This window comes from Sphingomonas guangdongensis (assembly GCF_900199185.1).
Classification (GTDB): Bacteria; Pseudomonadota; Alphaproteobacteria; order Sphingomonadales; family Sphingomonadaceae; genus Sphingomonas; species Sphingomonas guangdongensis.
Genome location: NZ_OBMI01000003.1, coordinates 359,713 through 375,116, shown reverse-complemented (window position 1 = coordinate 375,116; position 15,404 = coordinate 359,713). Strand labels below are relative to the sequence as shown.

16 protein-coding genes are annotated in these 15,404 nt (G+C 68.2%); 7 read left to right on the top strand and 9 right to left on the bottom strand.

All coding sequences use genetic code 11. From position 1 onward, the window contains the following. Nucleotides 1-7: 7 nt before the first annotated feature. Genes CRO12_RS13865 through CRO12_RS13850 form a run of 4 tightly spaced genes read right to left on the bottom strand, consistent with a single transcriptional unit; the run spans nt 8 to nt 4,294 of the window. Nucleotides 8-859 (bottom strand): carbohydrate ABC transporter permease, encoded by an 852-nt coding sequence (locus tag CRO12_RS13865; protein WP_218838904.1) that lies wholly within the window; start codon nt 857-859, stop codon nt 8-10. After that, the gene (locus CRO12_RS13860) at nt 856-1,737 is read right to left on the bottom strand and encodes a carbohydrate ABC transporter permease (protein WP_218838903.1); all 882 of its coding nucleotides are present in this window, start codon (nt 1,735-1,737) and stop codon (nt 856-858) included. The genes CRO12_RS13865 and CRO12_RS13860 overlap by 4 nt, the downstream gene beginning before the upstream one ends. Next, a complete protein-coding gene (locus CRO12_RS13855; protein WP_179641038.1) occupies nt 1,734-3,017 on the bottom strand; it encodes an extracellular solute-binding protein in 1,284 nt (427 codons plus the stop codon). The genes CRO12_RS13860 and CRO12_RS13855 overlap by 4 nt, the downstream gene beginning before the upstream one ends. Beyond that, nucleotides 3,014-4,294 (bottom strand): hypothetical protein, encoded by a 1,281-nt coding sequence (locus CRO12_RS13850; RefSeq protein WP_097064652.1) that lies wholly within the window; start codon nt 4,292-4,294, stop codon nt 3,014-3,016. Before CRO12_RS13850 ends, CRO12_RS13855 begins: the two co-directional genes overlap by 4 nt. Nucleotides 4,295-4,415: 121 nt before the next feature. On the opposite strand from CRO12_RS13850, the gene CRO12_RS13845 reads away from it, so the two are divergent. From CRO12_RS13845 to CRO12_RS13835, 3 genes are all read left to right on the top strand, one after another. After that, nucleotides 4,416-5,492, top strand: a complete 1,077-nt coding sequence (locus tag CRO12_RS13845) for a LacI family DNA-binding transcriptional regulator (RefSeq protein WP_097064651.1) — start codon at nt 4,416-4,418, stop codon at nt 5,490-5,492. Then, entirely contained in the window at nt 5,489-6,568 is a 1,080-nt protein-coding gene (locus CRO12_RS13840; protein WP_097064650.1) for an ABC transporter ATP-binding protein, read from the top strand. Before CRO12_RS13845 ends, CRO12_RS13840 begins: the two co-directional genes overlap by 4 nt. 112 nt (nt 6,569-6,680) lie before the next feature. After that, a complete protein-coding gene (locus tag CRO12_RS13835) occupies nt 6,681-9,386 on the top strand; it encodes a TonB-dependent receptor (protein WP_179641037.1) in 2,706 nt (901 codons plus the stop codon). A gap of 16 nt (nt 9,387-9,402) precedes the next feature. On the opposite strand, the gene CRO12_RS13830 is transcribed toward CRO12_RS13835, so the two are convergent. Next, complete coding sequence (locus CRO12_RS13830; RefSeq protein ID WP_097064648.1) at nt 9,403-10,284, bottom strand: HpcH/HpaI aldolase/citrate lyase family protein; 882 nt, start codon at nt 10,282-10,284, stop codon at nt 9,403-9,405. A 104-nt stretch (nt 10,285-10,388) separates the two neighbouring features. Here CRO12_RS13830 and CRO12_RS13825 point away from each other — a divergent pair, with 104 nt between their 5' ends. The 3 genes from CRO12_RS13825 to CRO12_RS13815 are packed head-to-tail and all read left to right on the top strand — an operon-like array spanning nt 10,389 to nt 11,840. Continuing rightward, the gene (locus CRO12_RS13825) at nt 10,389-10,829 is read left to right on the top strand and encodes a copper chaperone PCu(A)C (RefSeq protein ID WP_097064647.1); all 441 of its coding nucleotides are present in this window, start codon (nt 10,389-10,391) and stop codon (nt 10,827-10,829) included. Beyond that, nucleotides 10,826-11,386, top strand: coding sequence for an SCO family protein (locus CRO12_RS13820; protein ID WP_097064646.1), 561 nt, complete (start codon nt 10,826-10,828; stop codon nt 11,384-11,386). The genes CRO12_RS13825 and CRO12_RS13820 overlap by 4 nt, the downstream gene beginning before the upstream one ends. Before the next feature lie 4 nt (nt 11,387-11,390). After that, entirely contained in the window at nt 11,391-11,840 is a 450-nt protein-coding gene (locus tag CRO12_RS13815; protein ID WP_097064645.1) for a copper uptake system-associated protein, read from the top strand. On the opposite strand, the gene CRO12_RS13810 is transcribed toward CRO12_RS13815, so the two are convergent. Beyond that, nucleotides 11,813-12,475 carry an epoxyqueuosine reductase QueH gene (locus tag CRO12_RS13810; protein ID WP_097065080.1) on the bottom strand — a complete coding sequence of 221 codons (663 nt, stop codon included), beginning with the start codon at nt 12,473-12,475 and terminating at the stop codon, nt 11,813-11,815. The two genes, CRO12_RS13815 and CRO12_RS13810, sit on opposite strands and share 28 nt — an antisense overlap. 57 nt (nt 12,476-12,532) lie before the next feature. Between CRO12_RS13810 and CRO12_RS13805 the strand changes: the two genes are divergently transcribed. After that, a complete protein-coding gene (locus CRO12_RS13805; RefSeq protein WP_097064644.1) occupies nt 12,533-12,733 on the top strand; it encodes a hypothetical protein in 201 nt (66 codons plus the stop codon). Nucleotide 12,734: 1 nt separating this feature from the next. On the opposite strand, the gene prpB is transcribed toward CRO12_RS13805, so the two are convergent. The 3 genes from prpB to prpC all read right to left on the bottom strand — a co-directional run bounded on the left by prpB (nt 12,735) and on the right by prpC (nt 15,390). Continuing rightward, nucleotides 12,735-13,658: a methylisocitrate lyase gene (gene prpB, locus CRO12_RS13800; RefSeq protein WP_097064643.1), complete on the bottom strand. Its 924-nt coding sequence runs from the start codon at nt 13,656-13,658 to the stop codon at nt 12,735-12,737. Nucleotides 13,659-13,715: 57 nt separating this feature from the next. Beyond that, nucleotides 13,716-14,012 carry a GIY-YIG nuclease family protein gene (locus CRO12_RS13795; protein ID WP_097064642.1) on the bottom strand — a complete coding sequence of 99 codons (297 nt, stop codon included), beginning with the start codon at nt 14,010-14,012 and terminating at the stop codon, nt 13,716-13,718. Nucleotides 14,013-14,235: 223 nt separating this feature from the next. Next, on the bottom strand, nt 14,236-15,390 hold the full coding sequence (gene prpC, locus CRO12_RS13790; protein ID WP_218838902.1) for a bifunctional 2-methylcitrate synthase/citrate synthase: 1,155 nt from the start codon (nt 15,388-15,390) through the stop codon (nt 14,236-14,238). Nucleotides 15,391-15,404: the final 14 nt, after the last annotated feature.

Sequence of the window (15,404 nt, the reverse complement as noted above, 5' to 3'; positions counted from 1 at the left end):
GGGTTACTCACTTGAGGCTGAGCGCCATGCCCTGGAGGAACTGGCGTCGGAACAGGAGAAAGAGCAGCGCGAGCGGCAGCGTCTGGAGCACCGCGCCGGCCATGACCGGACCGGCATAGCCGCCGTACTGCTTGCTGAAGGTCGCGAGCAGAACGGAGAGCGGCATCCGCTCCGCGTCCGAGATCGCGATCAGTGGCCACAGGAAATTGTCCCAGGTGCCGGTGAAGGTGAACAGCGCGACGATCGCGATGATGGAGGTGTTGAGCGGCACCACGATCCGGGTCACCGTCTGCCACAGGCTCGCGCGGTCGAGCCGGGCGGCGTCGAAATACTCTTCCGGCAGCGCGCGGAACGACTGCGACATCATGAAGATGCCCCACCCCGACATCGCCGAGGGCAGGATCAGCGCGGAGAGCGAGTTGAGCAGCCCGAGCTCCTTCACCAGCACGAACAATGGCAGGATGAACATGGCGGTCGGGATGACCATCTGGAGCAGCAGAAAGTCGTTGAACAGCTTGCGGCCGGGGAAGCGTAGCCGCGCGAGCGCGTAGGCGATGAAGGCGGAGGTGATCAGCACCGACACCGTGACCGTGCCAGTCACCAGCGCCGAAATGCCGAGCGCCTGGAGGAACGGACGGTCGAGCTTGTCGGCGGTCGCGAAGAGGAAGCGGAAGTTATCCAGCGTCCAGTCGCCGGCGAACAGCGCGGTGTTGTAGATCTGCGCGGTCGGCTTGAGCGACGCCGCCACCATCCACACGAAGGGATAGAGCCAGGTGAGCGCGAGCGCGTAGATGCCGATCGTCGCGACCCAGCCGCCCGGCGTCTTGGCCTGTAACAGGCGGCGCAGGCGCGGCGTCACGCGATCACCACCTTGCGCTCGAACAGCCGCCGCGCGAGCACCACCAGCAGGTACGACGCTAGCGAGATGATGATGCTCATGGTCGCGGCGTGGCTCGGCTGCAGACGGCGGAACGCGGTCTCGTAGATCACCATCTGCGGCGGCACCGTGCTGTCGGCGGGACCGCCGCCGGTGATCAGGAACGGTTCGGTGAACAGTCCGAACGAGACAAGGATCGCAAAGGTCAGCACCATCATCAGCTGCGGGTTGAGCATCGGGAGCGTGATGTTGACCAGCCGCCGCCATACGCCCGCGTGGTCGAGCCGAGCGGCGTCATAGAGCTCCTTGGGCACCGTCAGCAGCCCGGAATAGACGATCAGGCCGTAGTAGCCGACGAACTTCCACGCGACCACCAGCGCGATCGCCAGCATCGCCAGCGTCGGGTGATTGGTCCACGGGATGCGAATGCCGACCGCGTCGTAGAGCGTGTTGTTGAGCGGCCCGGTCGTGCTGAAGATCTTCAGGAACACGAGACTGAGCGCCACGCCCGACGACACGTTCGACAGCAGGAAGCAGAGTGCGACGAAGGCGCGGCCGCGCCCGACCTGCTGCAACCCGAAGGCGACCAGCAGCGATCCCCCGAAGGCGAGCGGCAGGTAGAAGGCGAGAAAGCGGACGACGTTCCAAAGCGAGCCGAGGAACTGCGGGTCTTGGACGATCCGGACGAGATTGCGCGCGCCCACGAACACCGGATCGTCGAAGAAACGCCACTGGGTGACCGACAGCTTGGCGAGCCAGAAGAACGGATAGGCCCAGAACACCGCGGTATAGGCGAGGTAGACGCCGACGAGCGTCAGCCCGACGATCGCCTCGCGGGAAATCGCGGCCCGGCGGATCACGCCTGTGCCTCCAGCATCCGGTCGGTCGCGGCGACCGCGTCGCGCAGCGCGGCGGCGGGCGCGCGCTGGCCGGTCATTACCGGTTCGATCAGCTGCGAGCTCATGATCTTCTGCACGTCGATCGTGTACTCCGACAGTGCCGGCGGCCGCGCGCTCGCGACATGCTCCGCGTAGGCGCGGCCAAGCGCGCTGCGGCGGTAATAGGGCGCGAACCGGGAGTTCTCCAGCAGGTCAGCGCGCGCCGGCGACAGGCCGGTCTGCTGGAGCCAGAGCAGATTCAGCGCCTCGTCGCCGAGCACCCAGCTTAGGAAGTCGAACGCTTGCCGCTTGACCCGGCTGGAGCGGAAGATGACGACGCCCTTGCTGTCGGAGAAGGTCGCGGCCGGGCCGCTGCTCGGCGTCGCGGCGACCATCGGTCCGACCGCGATGCGCGCCAGCGTCTCGGGATAGATGTTGGCGAAACGCTCGACATCCCACGGCCCGCGCACGGCACCCGCGGCCAGCCCGGAGACGAGCGGCTCCTCCGCGTCGAAGTCGAGCGCGGTCCAGCCCTGACGGAACATCCGGTTCATGAACGTCGCGACCTGCAGGCCCGCCGCGTTGGCGTAGAGCGCGCGGGTGGCGTCGAGATAGGGCCGCCCGCCCGATGCGGCGTAGTAGAAGGGGATGAAGTCGAACCAACGATCCTGCCACGCGCGCCCGGCGATCACCTGCATCCCATAGCGCGCACGCCGCCCCGCCCCGTACCGATCGGAGAAGGCGTAGACCTGCTCGTAGGTTTCGGGCGGCGCGCCAAGACCGTTCGCCTCCAGGATGTCCGCGCGCCACCACAGCAGCGTCGGGCTGGAGTAGATCGGCATCGCGGGTACCCGGCCGTTCTGCGTCCAGCCGGGCATGATCGCGGCCATGTGCCGGCGCGCGATCAGGTCGGCATAGCCGGGCATGGCGGCGAGGTCCTCGACCTGGCCGAGCGTCGCGAGCTGCACCGCGAAGCCCGAGAAGATGTTGGTCGAAAGATCGGGCTCCGTCCCCGCGACCAGTGCCGACAGCACCGTGTCCTCGGAGTTGCCCGCAGTGGGGATAGTCGTGAAGCTGACGGGCAACCCGCGCCCAGCCGCGTTCCAGCGCGCCACCGCGATCTTCCAGAAGCTTTCCTCCGCGGCATTGGGCGCAACCCACAGCCGGATACGGTCGTCGCGCCGCTCGCTCTTCGTCGGGGCGCAGCCCGCCAGCAGCGCGGCGGCGGCGCCCAAGCGCAGCAGGTCGCGCCGTGCGATCACGGCAGCGGGGTGCCCTGCAGCACCGTCAGCGCGAACAATGCCTCGATCGTCGACTCCGCGCCGGAGTTCCTGTTGACGCGACCGGCCGCGACGATGCCGTCGTACGCGCGGCCGGTCGCCGGATCGTACATCGGCCGCTTGACGTCATTGCTTCCCGCGAACCAGCGCGCGAGATCGTGCGCCAGGTCGCGGTAGCGGCGCTCGCCGGTGACGCGGAACGCCTCGTTCGCGGCGAGCACCATCGGGCTGATCCCGTAGGCGATCTGGGGGAAGCGCTGCACATCGCGAGGCTCGCTCCGCCCGCCCGTCTTCGCAAGCGTGAAGCTGGAGAGCATGCCGGTGCGCAGGAGGTACGGGTAAAAACCATCCACCTCCGCGAGCGCGCTCTTCGTGAAGTCCGGGCGGCCGAGCAACGCCCCGGCGCGCAGCAGCGCATAGGCCTGTGCATTGCCCCAGCCATGCCACTGGTTGCGCCAACTCAGATGCGCGCCGTGCGGGAAGGTCTGGGCGTCGCCGGCCTGCATCCTGACGAGCCCCTCCCCCAGCCGGACGATTAGCGCCCGCGTGCCCGCGTCGCGGGTCCGCTGGTAGTGCGGCACCAGCGCGAGCAGTGCGGTCGACGCGGCGTCGGCGCCCGATCCGAACGGCAGCCATCCGGGCACATCGACTCCATCGAACGTCGCGGTCGCTGTGTTCGCGGTTGGCAGGTCACGCTTGAGGTTTGCAACCAGCCGGTCCGCCGCTTGCCGGGCCCGTCGCGCCGTGGTGGAGTCCGCCGGCAGCTTCTGCAACGCCGCCTCCAGGCCCCACAGCGCGCGCAGCGACCACCAGTTCAGCTCGGCGAGCGAGGTCCGGTACTCGCGGTTGATCCGCCCGTCGTTCCAGACGAAGTTGTGGAAATAACCGTTGTCCGCCTGCAGCCGCAGCACGAAGCGGGTCAGCAGGTCGAGCTGCCGCAACCGTGCCGGGTCCAGCCTCGGCATTGCCGCGAGCAGCACCATGCCGCGGGCGACATCGTCGACGCAGGCGTCGCCCTCCCGCGGTTCGATCGCGAAGCGGTAGTCGGGGGCCTCGCTGTAGATCCGAAGCACGCCCACGCGCTCGCCCTCGACCGTCGCCTCGGCGAAGAGATGGTCGAAGTGTGCCAGGTTTACTCGCTGCCTGACAACGCCGCTGGTCGCCGCAGGTGCGCGGACCTGTCCGGCAGCCGCCGGCGCGGGCACGGCCAGGGCAAACGCCAGAAAACCGCCGAGCAGGGCTGTTGTTACGCGTGCCATCAGAAGCGGATCGCCCTCCTCGTGCCCGAGAGTTCTCGTGACGGTTTATCGATAAACATCGCTGGTTGTGCGTGTCAACCCGCGCCGCTAAGGACTTGAAGCTAGAGGACGGGAGAGGGTCATGGCACGGATCAAGCGCGCCACGTTGAAATCGATCGCGTCGGACCTGGGCGTGACCCACACCTCCGTGTCCAATGCGTACAACAACCCCGCCAAGGTATCGAAGGCGCTGCGCGAGCGCATCATCGCGCATGCGCAATCCGTCAATTACGAGGGGCCGAACCCCGCCGCACGATCCCTCAGGACCGGGCGCTGCGGCGCGATCGGTGTGCTGTTCAACGATCAGCTAAGCTACGCCTTCACCGACCCGCACGACATCGCCTTTCTGCGCGGCATCTCGTCGGTGTGCGAGGAGGAGGGCGCAAACATCGTCCTGATCCCGCTGCAGGACAAGCGGCCCGCGCAGCGCGACCAGCTGGCGGCGATCGTCGACGGGTTCATCCTGAACGCGCCTTACCGCAGCCATCCGACGATCCGCGCGGCGCTCGCGCGCGGGCTTCCGACCGTGGTGGTCGACTTCGACGCCCCCGACCTGTCGAGCATCCTGACCAACGATCGCGCGGCGATGCGCGCGGTGGTCGATCACCTGCTTGCGCTGGGGCACCGGCACATCGCCATCGTTACCTTCCCGCGGGAGGAGGGGAATGGCGAGATCGGCTCGCTCGCCGACGACTTCTCGGACGAGAGCCACGTCGTTCATGAGCGGATCGAGGGCTGTCGCGACGCGATCGACGCGGCGGGGGTGCCGCGCGCCGCGGTGCTGGTATGCGAGACGGTCAACAGCGAGGACGGCGGCGCGCGCGCGGCCAGTTGGCTGCTCCGCCGCCGGCCCGAGCTCACCGCGCTGGTCTGCTTCTCCGACCGGCTCGCGCACGGAGCCGTCACCGGCGCGACGGCGCTCGGCCGGGCGGTGCCGACGCAACTCTCGGTCACCGGCTTCGACGGAATCGATCCGCCGGGTGGCGCCCCCAGCCCACTGCAGCTCACCACCGTCCGCCAGAATGCGGTGGAGAAGGGTCGCCGCGCCGCCGAGATGCTGCTCATGCCGGATGGGCGCGAGGTCCGGACGGTGTCGATCGACGCCGAGTTCGTGGTCGGTGACAGCAGCGGTCCCGCGCCCGCCGACGCACCGCGATGAGCGCGCTTACCCTCGCCGGCCTCCGCAAGTCGTACGACGGCACCGAGACGATCCGCGGGATCGACCTGGAGGTGGCGGCCGGCGAGTTCGTGGTGCTCGTCGGCTCGTCGGGCTGCGGCAAGTCGACCGTGCTCCGGATGATCGCAGGGCTGGAGGATGTCACCTCCGGCGCCATCGTCATCGGCGACCGCGACGTCACCCGCGTGCCCGCTGCGCAGCGCGGGGTCGCCATGGTGTTCCAGTCCTACGCGCTCTACCCGCACATGACGGTGCGCGAGAACCTCAGCTTTGGCCTGCGCAACATCCGCACGCCCAAGCCCGAGATCGCGCGGCAGGTCGCGCACGCCGCCGCCATCCTGGAGCTCGACGCACTGCTCGACCGGCTGCCCGCGCAGCTCTCCGGCGGGCAACGCCAGCGGGTCGCGATCGGCCGCGCGATCGTGCGCGATCCGACGCTGTTCCTGTTCGACGAGCCGCTCTCCAACCTCGACACCGACCTGCGTGTCCGCATGCGGCACGAGCTCGCCGCCCTCCACAAGCGGCTGAGTGCGACCATGATCTACGTGACGCATGACCAGGTCGAGGCGATGACGCTGGCCGACCGGCTGGTGGTGCTAGACGCCGGCCGGATCGCGCAGGTCGGCACGCCGCTCCAGGTCTACGAGCGGCCTGCGAACGTGTTCACGGCAAGCTTCATCGGCAGCCCGCGGATCAACCTGCTCGAGGCGAGCGTCGTCGATGCCGACGGCGCGTCGGCCGTTATCGCGCTGGCCGGCGGCGTGCGCTTCGCGGTGCCTGCGGGCACGCTCCGGTCTGGCGACCGGCTGACCGTCGGCTTGCGCCCGGAGCACTTCCGCATCGAGCCGCTCGCCGGCGGGATCACGCTGCCGATGCAGGTCGACGCAGTCGAGGCGCTCGGCCACTCGACCTTCCTCTACGGCACGATCGCAGGCGGAACCGAGTTCCGCGCCAAGCTCGATGGCCATCACAAGGTGGTACTGCCCGGCACCCTCACCCTCCACGCCGATCCCGCCCGCGCCCTGCTGTTCGACGCCGGTGGCTCGGCCATTGCCTAGCTAGTGGTTGATCGTTAAACGCAGCCACTTCCGAGTCTGAGGCTTCGCTACAGATGAAGCCGGACTCTTGCTGGGGAGAGGTGTCATGAGTGCACGGTGGTCTCGAGTCTGCATGACCGGGCTGGCGACTATCTTCGTTGGACTGGCCGCATCCGGTGCCGCAGCGCAGGAACGCCGCGCCGAGCCGCAGGATGCGCAGATCAAGGATCAGCCCGCGGAGCCTGCGGCCGGACAGACCGAGACTGGCACACCGATCGCCGAGGAGGGCGGCGAGGACATCGTCGTCACCGGCCTGCGCGAGAGTCTGCGCCGCGCCACCGACATCAAGCGCTCCGCCCCCAACATCGTCGACTCGATCGTCGCGGACGACATCGGAAAGCTGCCCGACCAGAACATCGCGGAGGCGATCCAGCGCATTCCGGGCGTGACCATCAGCCGCGACAATGGCGAGGGGCAGTTCATTACCGTTCGCGGCCTCGGCCCGGCGTTCAGCACCGCGCTCTACAACGGCCGCGTGCTCGCGACGGAGAACCAGGGCCGCGAATTCTCGTTCGACATCCTTCCGGCCGAGCTGATCAACCGGGTGGACATCTCGAAGACGCCGACCGCCGCTCAGTTCGAGGGCGGCATCGCCTCCACCGTCGACATGTACACCGCCCGCCCCTTCGACTTCGGCGAGACCCGCGCCACGCTTTCGGCGCAGGGCAACTACGACAAGCTGCGCGGGAAGATCTCGCCGCAGGTATCGGGTCTTTTCAGCACCACCTTCGCCGACGACACCTTCGGCGTCCTTGCCGCCTTCTCCTACATCGATCGCCAGATCGAGGGACGCCGCATCTTCACCGACGGCTGGGAGGCCAACCAGAACCTCAATCTGGACCGCACCGGCCCTGCCGAGTTCACCGGCGTGTCGCTCCCGACCTACACCGAGTACGGCGTCAACAGCACCACGCGTGAGCGCCTGTCCGGCCTCGCGACGCTGCAGTGGAAGGCGACCGACACGCTGCAGCTGACGGTGGACGGGCTCTACTCGAAGCTCGACGTCAACGACGACAACAAGGTGTTCTTCGTCTACGGCGGTCCGGGCGACATCACCGCCGCGACGGTGAACGGCAACAACAGCGTGACCAGCTTCACCGGCATCGCGTCCGGTCCGTTCATCACCAATCAGGTGCGTCCGCGCCTGGCCGAGACCTATCAGGTCGGCGGAAACCTGGAATGGAAGCCGGGCAACGGCTTTTCCGGCTTCGTCGACGTGTCCTGGTCGAAGGCGTCCGACGATACCGGTGGCAACCAGGCATGGTTCGAATCGAACTTGTCCGCCGTCGGCTACTCGCCAAGGACCGCGCAGTTCAGCCTCAGCCCGAACAACCTGCCGGTCTACTCCAATCTCGGCAACTTCCTCGACACGACCAACGCCCGGCTCGGCTACATCACCTATGAGGGCGTAAGCGTCAGCGACGAAGTGTTTCAGGTGAACACCCAGGCCAAGTACGAGTCGACCGACGGGCTGCTGCGCGGGATCAGCGTTGGCCTGAACTTCTCGGACCGAGAGAAGGGCCGCGAGTCGACCAAGACGCCCGACGCGCTCCAGAACGCCTTCAACGGCGTGCGCGTGCCGCAGAACCTGTTCGGCGCGATCGCGGAACCGGGCAGCTTCTTCGGGACCAACATGTTCCCGGGCGGCTTTCCCGCCTACTCGGCCGGCGACATCGCCGCCTTCCTCCTGACCGATGCCGCGATCAACCAAACGACTAATCCTACCGCCGTACGCGCCGCGCTCGCGGCGAACGGCGGGACGCTGAACGTGATCCCGGTGCCGGGCAACAGCGGCACGGCGCGCGAGAAGACCTACAGCGCCTTCGCCCAGGCGTCGTTCGGGGGCGAGTTCGGGACGCGCAACTGGTCGGGCAACATCGGGCTGCGCTATACCCGCACCGACGTGACCTCGACCGGGTTCGGTCAGGAGATCATCAGCATCGTGACCCCGCCGACCGGGGGCGACCCGGTGGTCAACCTGTCGCCCGCGCAGCCGCTGCGCGAGACCGGCGAGTATGACGAGTGGCTGCCGAGCGCCAACTTCAAGATCGACGTGGTCGACGACGTCATCTTCCAGGCCGCGGCCGCGCGCACGCTGACCCGCGCAACGCTCTCCGACCTGCTGCTCATCCGCAACATCAACGCGCGCGAGCGCGAGCGCCAGATCACCGACGGCAACCCCGGGCTGCTGCCGCTGATCGGCTGGAACTACGACGTGGCGCTGACCTGGTACATCGACCGGTCGAGCTACATCAGCATCGCCGGGTTCCAGAAGGATTTGAAGAACCTGACCGAGTCGGTCACGAGCACCATCCAGATCCTCGGTTTCGACTTCCGCCGGACGCGGCCGGAGAACATCGGTGACGACCGCATCCGCGGGGTCGAGATCGGCGGCCAGTACACCTTCACCGGCCTGCCCGCACCGTTCGACGGCTTCGGCGTTCAGGGCAACGCGAGCTTCGTCGGCGAGGAAGGCAACACCTACAACATCGTCGGCTTCTACGAAAAGGGTCCGCTCCAGATGCGGCTCGCGTACAATTACCGCGAGGCGTACGAGCTGACCGAGCGCGGCAACCGCGGCCAGCCGGTCAACGTCGCCGCCTACGGCATCGCGGACGCGAGCATCAACTACGCGGTCACACCCAATGTGACGGTGTTCGCGCAAGGGCTGAACATCTTCAACGAGAAGACCTACAACTACTCGATCTATCCGGAGCGGGTGATCACCTACGAGACCTATGGCCCGCGCTACGCGCTCGGCGTTCGCCTGACCTTCTGATCTCGGGCGGCGCGCGTCAGCTTCGGCTGGCGCGCGCCAGCACCCGCTCGGCCCGCGACAGGTGCGGGCGGTCGAGCATGCCGCCCTTGTAGCCGATCGCGCCGACGCCCGGCTGCGCCGCGAACAGCGCGACGATCTCCTCCGCCTCGGCGACCTCGGCGGGGTCGGGCGCGAAGGCGCGGTTGATGACCGGGACCTGGTCCGGGTGGATGGCGAGCATTCCCGTAAAGCCATCCGCCCGCACCTTGTGTGCGCGCGCCTCCAGCCCGGCGAGGTCGCGGAAGTCGCCGTGGATCGTCTCGACCGCCGCAAGACCCGCCGCCGCCGCGCCGAGCAGGCATAGGCTCCGCGCGAGCTCGTAGGTGAAGCCGTAGGCGCCGTTCGCGTCCCGGTTGGTGCTCGCGCCGATCGCGTCGGCCAGGTCCTCCGCACCCCAGGTCAGGGCGGCGAGCCGCGGCGCGCGGCGATAGTCGCCGGTCCGGAACATCGCCGCCGCCGTTTCGGTGACCAGCGCGATCACCCGCGTCTGCCCGAGCGTGAGCCCGTTCGCCGCCTCAAGCGCGGACAGATAGTGATCGAGCCGCTCGACATCGGCGCGGCCGTTCGCCTTGGGCAGCATGATGCCGCCCGGCGCCCCCGAAATCACCGCGGCCAGATCGGCGAGCGCGTGCGCGCCGTCCAGCGGATTGATCCGCACCCACAGGCGCGCGCCGGCGGCCGCATTGTCGGCCAGGAACGTGCGCACCGCACTTCTCGCCGCCGGCTTGGCAGCCTCTGCAACGGCGTCCTCCAGGTCGAGCAGGACGATGTCGGCCTCGCTCGCCAAGGCCTTCGCCATCTTGCGCTCGCTGTCGCCGGGCACGAACAGCCAGGACCGGGCCGCCTCCATCTCGCTCATCGCCGCTTCCTCTCTCCGCCACGCTTCTAGGCGGAGCGTGCTCGCGAAGGGTAGGACAATCTGTCCGAGTGACAGCACCGGGTGGACCGGCGTACCCGGTCGCCATGCTCCGACCCGCCCTGATCGCCGTCGCACTCACCGCCGCGCTGCCGGCGACCGCGCAGCTGCGGGTAAGCAACGGCTGGTCGCGCGCGACCGCGCCACGCGCAGCGACCGGCGCGGGGTATGCGACGATCCGCAACGAAGGACGGCGCGCCGACCGGTTAGTCGGCGTCACCTCCCCCCGCGCGGCGCGAGTCGAGATCCACAGCATGTCCATGGCGGGCGGCGTCATGCGGATGCGCCAGATTACCGGGGGCATCGCGATACCGTCGGGCGGGACCGTTCGGCTGGCACCCGGCGGCAACCACCTGATGCTGGTCGGGTTGAAGGCGCCGCTGGCCGTGGGCGAGCGCGTGCCCGTCACCTTCCGCTTCCAGGAGGCGCGGCCGGTCACCGTCATGCTCCGCGTGCTTGCCGCGGGCGCGAGCGGACCCAGGCCGTGATCCGCCTCCCCGCCCTGCTCGCCTTGGCGCCGCTGGCGGCATGTTCGGGCAGTGCGCCGCCGGCAGCCGTCCAGACGGAGCCCGGCGGCGCCTTCACCCTCACCGATACGAACGGCCGAACGGTCACCGACCGGAGCCTGCGCGGCAAGCCCTACGCCATCTTCTTCGGCTTCGCGCGCTGCCCGGACGTGTGCCCGACCGCGCTGGCCAGGCTCGCGCTGTTGCACAAGCGGCTGGGGCCGGAGGCCACGCGGCTAAACACGGTCTTCGTCTCGGTCGACCCCGAGCACGACAAGCCGGCCGATATCGCGAGCTTCCTGTCGATGTTCGACGTGCCGGCGATCGGGCTGACAGGTACGCCGGCGCAGCTCGCGGCCGCGGAGAAGGCGTACCGCGTCTACGTCGAGCGCGTGCCGCTGCCGAACGGCGACTATACGATCGATCACACCGCCCGCATTATGCTGTTCGACCGGAACGGGCGCTACGCGGGCGCGATGGACGCCGCCGCGCCGGAGCGGGAGGCGGTGGCGCAGCTCCGGCGACTGATCATTGCGTAGCGCCGTGGTGCTCGCGCTGCTGCTCGCAGGCTGCGGCATTTCCAACCCGGTGGTGGACGACGCCAAAGTGCGCGAGGCGACCGAGCTCCATTTCGGCAGTCCGCTGCTGCCGATCGACGTCGGTCCGGTGGTTCTGTCGGGCGATCACGCGATCGCCGACTGGACGCAGGGCGACTATGGCGGCCGGGCGCTGTTCGAGCGCAATGGCGCGGGCTGGATCCTGCTTTTGTGCAGCGGCGACTCGGTACGCCGCGCCGCCAACCTGGAGCGCGCCGGCGTTCCCCCTTTCAACGCGGCGGCGATGGCGGATCAATTGGTCAAGGAGGAGCGCGACCTGCCGCCCGAGCGGCTGGCGCGCCTGAAGCGTTTCGTGGGCACCGCGGCCGACCACCAGCGCTATCTGCGCCGACTCGCGGCCGAGGCGGCTCAGCGATCGGGTGTGTCGTCGCCGTAGTAGAGCTGGCCGATCGCGATCTCGGGCCGGCCTTGGCTGACGCGGTGGGCGTTCGAGTCCCGGAGCGAGTAGACGCAGCCGCAATATTCCTGCTGGTAGAAGCGCTCGCGCTTGGAGATCTCGATCATCCGCGCGGCCCCCCCGCCCTTTCGCCAGTTGAACGTCCAGTAGCTGAGGTCCGGGTAGTGGCTGGCCGCGCGCTCGCCCGATCCGTTGATCTGGTTCATGTCCTTCCACCGGCTGATGCCGAGCGACGAGGTGATGACCGGAAAGCCGTGCTCGTGCGCGTGGAGCGCGGTGCGCTCGAAGCGCATGTCGAAGCACATGGTGCAGCGCGCGCCCCGCTCCGGCTCCCACTCCATGCCCTTCGCCCGCTTGAACCAGTTGGCGGTGTCGTAGTCGGCGTCGACGAACGGCACCCCGTGCGCTTCGGCGAAGCGGATGTTCTCCTCCTTGCGCAGCAGATACTCTTCCTTGGGGTGGATGTTCGGATTGTAGAAGAAGATCGTGTAGTCGATGCCGCTCGCCGTCATCGCCTCCATCACCTCGCCCGAGCACGGCGCACAGCAGGAGTGAAGCAGGACCTTCTTGTGGCCATCGGGCGGGGTCAGGACGGGACGATCGACGCTTGTCATGCGCGCGCGCATAGCGCATCGCGGGCGCGCTGCCCACCGGCCGAGGAATGAACGCCCATGTTCATGGACTTCCGCGACCAGACCCCGCCGCCGCGCTGGACGCCGCCGCCGCCGGCCAGGCCGCCGAAGCTGAGCCAGGCGGAGGAGCGGAACCTGACCCGGCTCATCCTCGCCTTTCTGCTCTTCTCGCTGCTGGCGCCGATCGGTGGATCGACCGTGGTGATCGGGGTTCGCGCGGCCTGGCAGGCGCTGTTCTGAGCTAGGCGTCCTGCGGCATGCCCTGCGGTACGATGGTCCGCACGATGCTGGCGTCCAGCTCCTCGAAGTCGTGCAGCCCAATCGTGTCGTACAGCTCCTGGCGGGTCTGCATGCGGTCGATCATCTTGTGGGTGCCGCCCTCCGCCTTGATCGACGCGTAGAGCTCTCCTTGCGCCTTGTTGGCGACGCGCAGTGACGAGACGGGCCAGATCACCAGCTTGTAGCCCATCGCCTCAAATTCGGCCGCGGTGAAGAACGGGGTCTTGCCGAACTCGGTCATGTTGGCGAGCAGCGGCACGTCAGGCATCGCGGCGTGGAAGCGCGCAAACATCTCGCGGCTGGTCAGCCCTTCGGGGAAGATCGCGTCGGCGCCCGCCTCCACATACAGCTTAGCGCGCTCCACCGCCGCGTCGAAGCCGTCGACCCCAACCGCGTCGGTGCGGGCGATGATCACCAGGTCTCGCGCGGCCTTCTTCGCCGCCGCGACCTTCGCCGCCATGTCCATCGGCGCGACCAGGCTCTTGCCGTTCAGGTGCCCGCACTTCTTGGGCAGAATCTGGTCCTCCAGGTGCACCGCTCCCGCGCCCGCATCCTCGAAGGTGCGGACCATGTGCATGACGTTGAGCGCCTCGCCGTAGCCAGTGTCGCCGTCGACCAAGAGCGGCAGGCCCGAGGCGCGGACGATCTGGCGGATGAAGAAGGCGACCTCGTCGACCGTAATGATGCCGAGATCGGGCAGGCCCATGCTGGCGGTCATCGACGCGCCGGAGAGGTACAGCCCGTCGAACCCGGCGTTGCGCGCCTGGATCGCGGCCTGGCCGTTATGGGCGCCGGGCAGCTGATAGATGCCGGGACGCGCGAGCGCGGCGCGGAAGCGCTTGCCGGCGGGTTCGGTAGGGAGGTCGGAGGCGAGGAGATAGGGCATGGGGCTCCTTAGTTTTGGCAGCTCGTCACCCCGGACTTGATCCGGGGTCCCGCTTCTTCAGACGATCGAGCCGCTGATGTCGGTCCACTCCGGATTGCTACGCTCGATCAGCGAAAACTTCCACTCGCGCCGCCAGCGTTTGACGCGCTTTTCGTGCTCGATGCAGGCCTCCATCGTGTCGCCGGGCTCGGCCCAGACCATCCGCGTGAGGCCGTAGCGGGCGCAGAAGTCCGAACCGGTGCCGGTCCGGTGCTGGAGGATGCGGGCGGCGAGGTTAGCGGTGACGCCGACGTACATGGTGCCGCGGTAGCGATCGGCCATGATGTAGACCCAGCCGCCGCGTTCGTAACTCATTCGGTGCGACAACAGCGGGACGTCGGGTCAAGCCCGGGGTGACGAGAAGAAGGCAGTGGGGACGCACGTGACGGTCGTTCGGCATGTCACAGCAGGTGCGATCCGATCAGCAATACGGCGACGGCAGCGCACAAGATCGCGAACGTCCTCAGACTGACGGTTCCCCTCCCAACCTTGTCGTACCAGCGATCGCTAAAGCTGAACGGTTCGAACGCCACTAACCTCACCCCCGCTCCGCCAGCGGCACCCACGTCTGATCCTCCGGCCCGACGTAATTCGCGCTCGGGCGGATGATCTTGTTATCCTCGCGCTGTTCGATGACGTGGGCGGCCCAGCCGCTGGTGCGGGCGATGACGAACAGGGGCGTGAACATCGCGGTCGGCACGCCCATCAGGTGATAGGAGACGGCCGAGAACCAGTCGAGGTTCGGGAACATCTTCTTGGCGTCCATCATCACCGACTCGAGCCGGTCGGCGATGTCGTACATCTTGGTGCTGCCCGCCTCGTCCGACAGCTGCTTGGCAACGCGCTTGATGACGACGTTGCGCGGGTCGCTGACGGTGTAGACCGGGTGACCGAAGCCGATCACGACCTCCTTGGCCTGCACCCGGCGGCGGATGTCCGCCTCGGCTTCGTCGGGGTTGCGGTAGCGCTTCTGGATTTCGAACGCGACCTCATTGGCGCCGCCGTGCTTGGGGCCGCGCAGCGCGCCGATCGCGCCGGTGATCGCCGAGTGCATGTCGCTGCCGGTGCCGGCGATGACGCGCGCGGTGAAGGTGGAGGCGTTGAACTCATGCTCGGCGTAGAGAATCAGCGAGGTGTGCATCGCGCGCACCCAGCTGTCGCTCGGGCGCTCGCCGTGGAGCAGGTGGAGGAAGTGGCCGCCGATGCTGTCGTCGTCGGTCTCCACCTCGATCTCGCGGCCGTTGTTCGACAGGTGATACCAGTAGAGCAGCATCGAGCCGAGCGACGCCATCAGCCGGTCGGCGATGTCGCGTGCGCCCGGCGTGGCATGGTCGTCCTTCTCGGGCAGCGCGCAGCCGAGCGCGGAGACGCCGGTGCGCATCACGTCCATCGGGTGGGCGTTGGCGGGAATGGCGGCGAGCGCCTCCTTGACGGCGAGCGGCAGGCCGCGGAGTGCCTTCAGCTTCGCCTTGTAGGCGGTCAGCTCGGCCTGGTTGGGGAGCCAGCCGTGAACGAGCAGGTGGGCGATCTCCTCGAACTCGGCCGTTTCCGCGAAGTCGAGGATGTCGTAGCCGCGATAGTGGAGGTCGTTGCCGGTGCGCCCGACCGTGCAGAGCGCCGTGTTGCCCGCGGTGACGCCCGAGAGGGCGACGGACTTTTTGGGCTTGAAAGTCGGCGTGGTCGTGTCGGTCACTTTTCTCTCCTTCG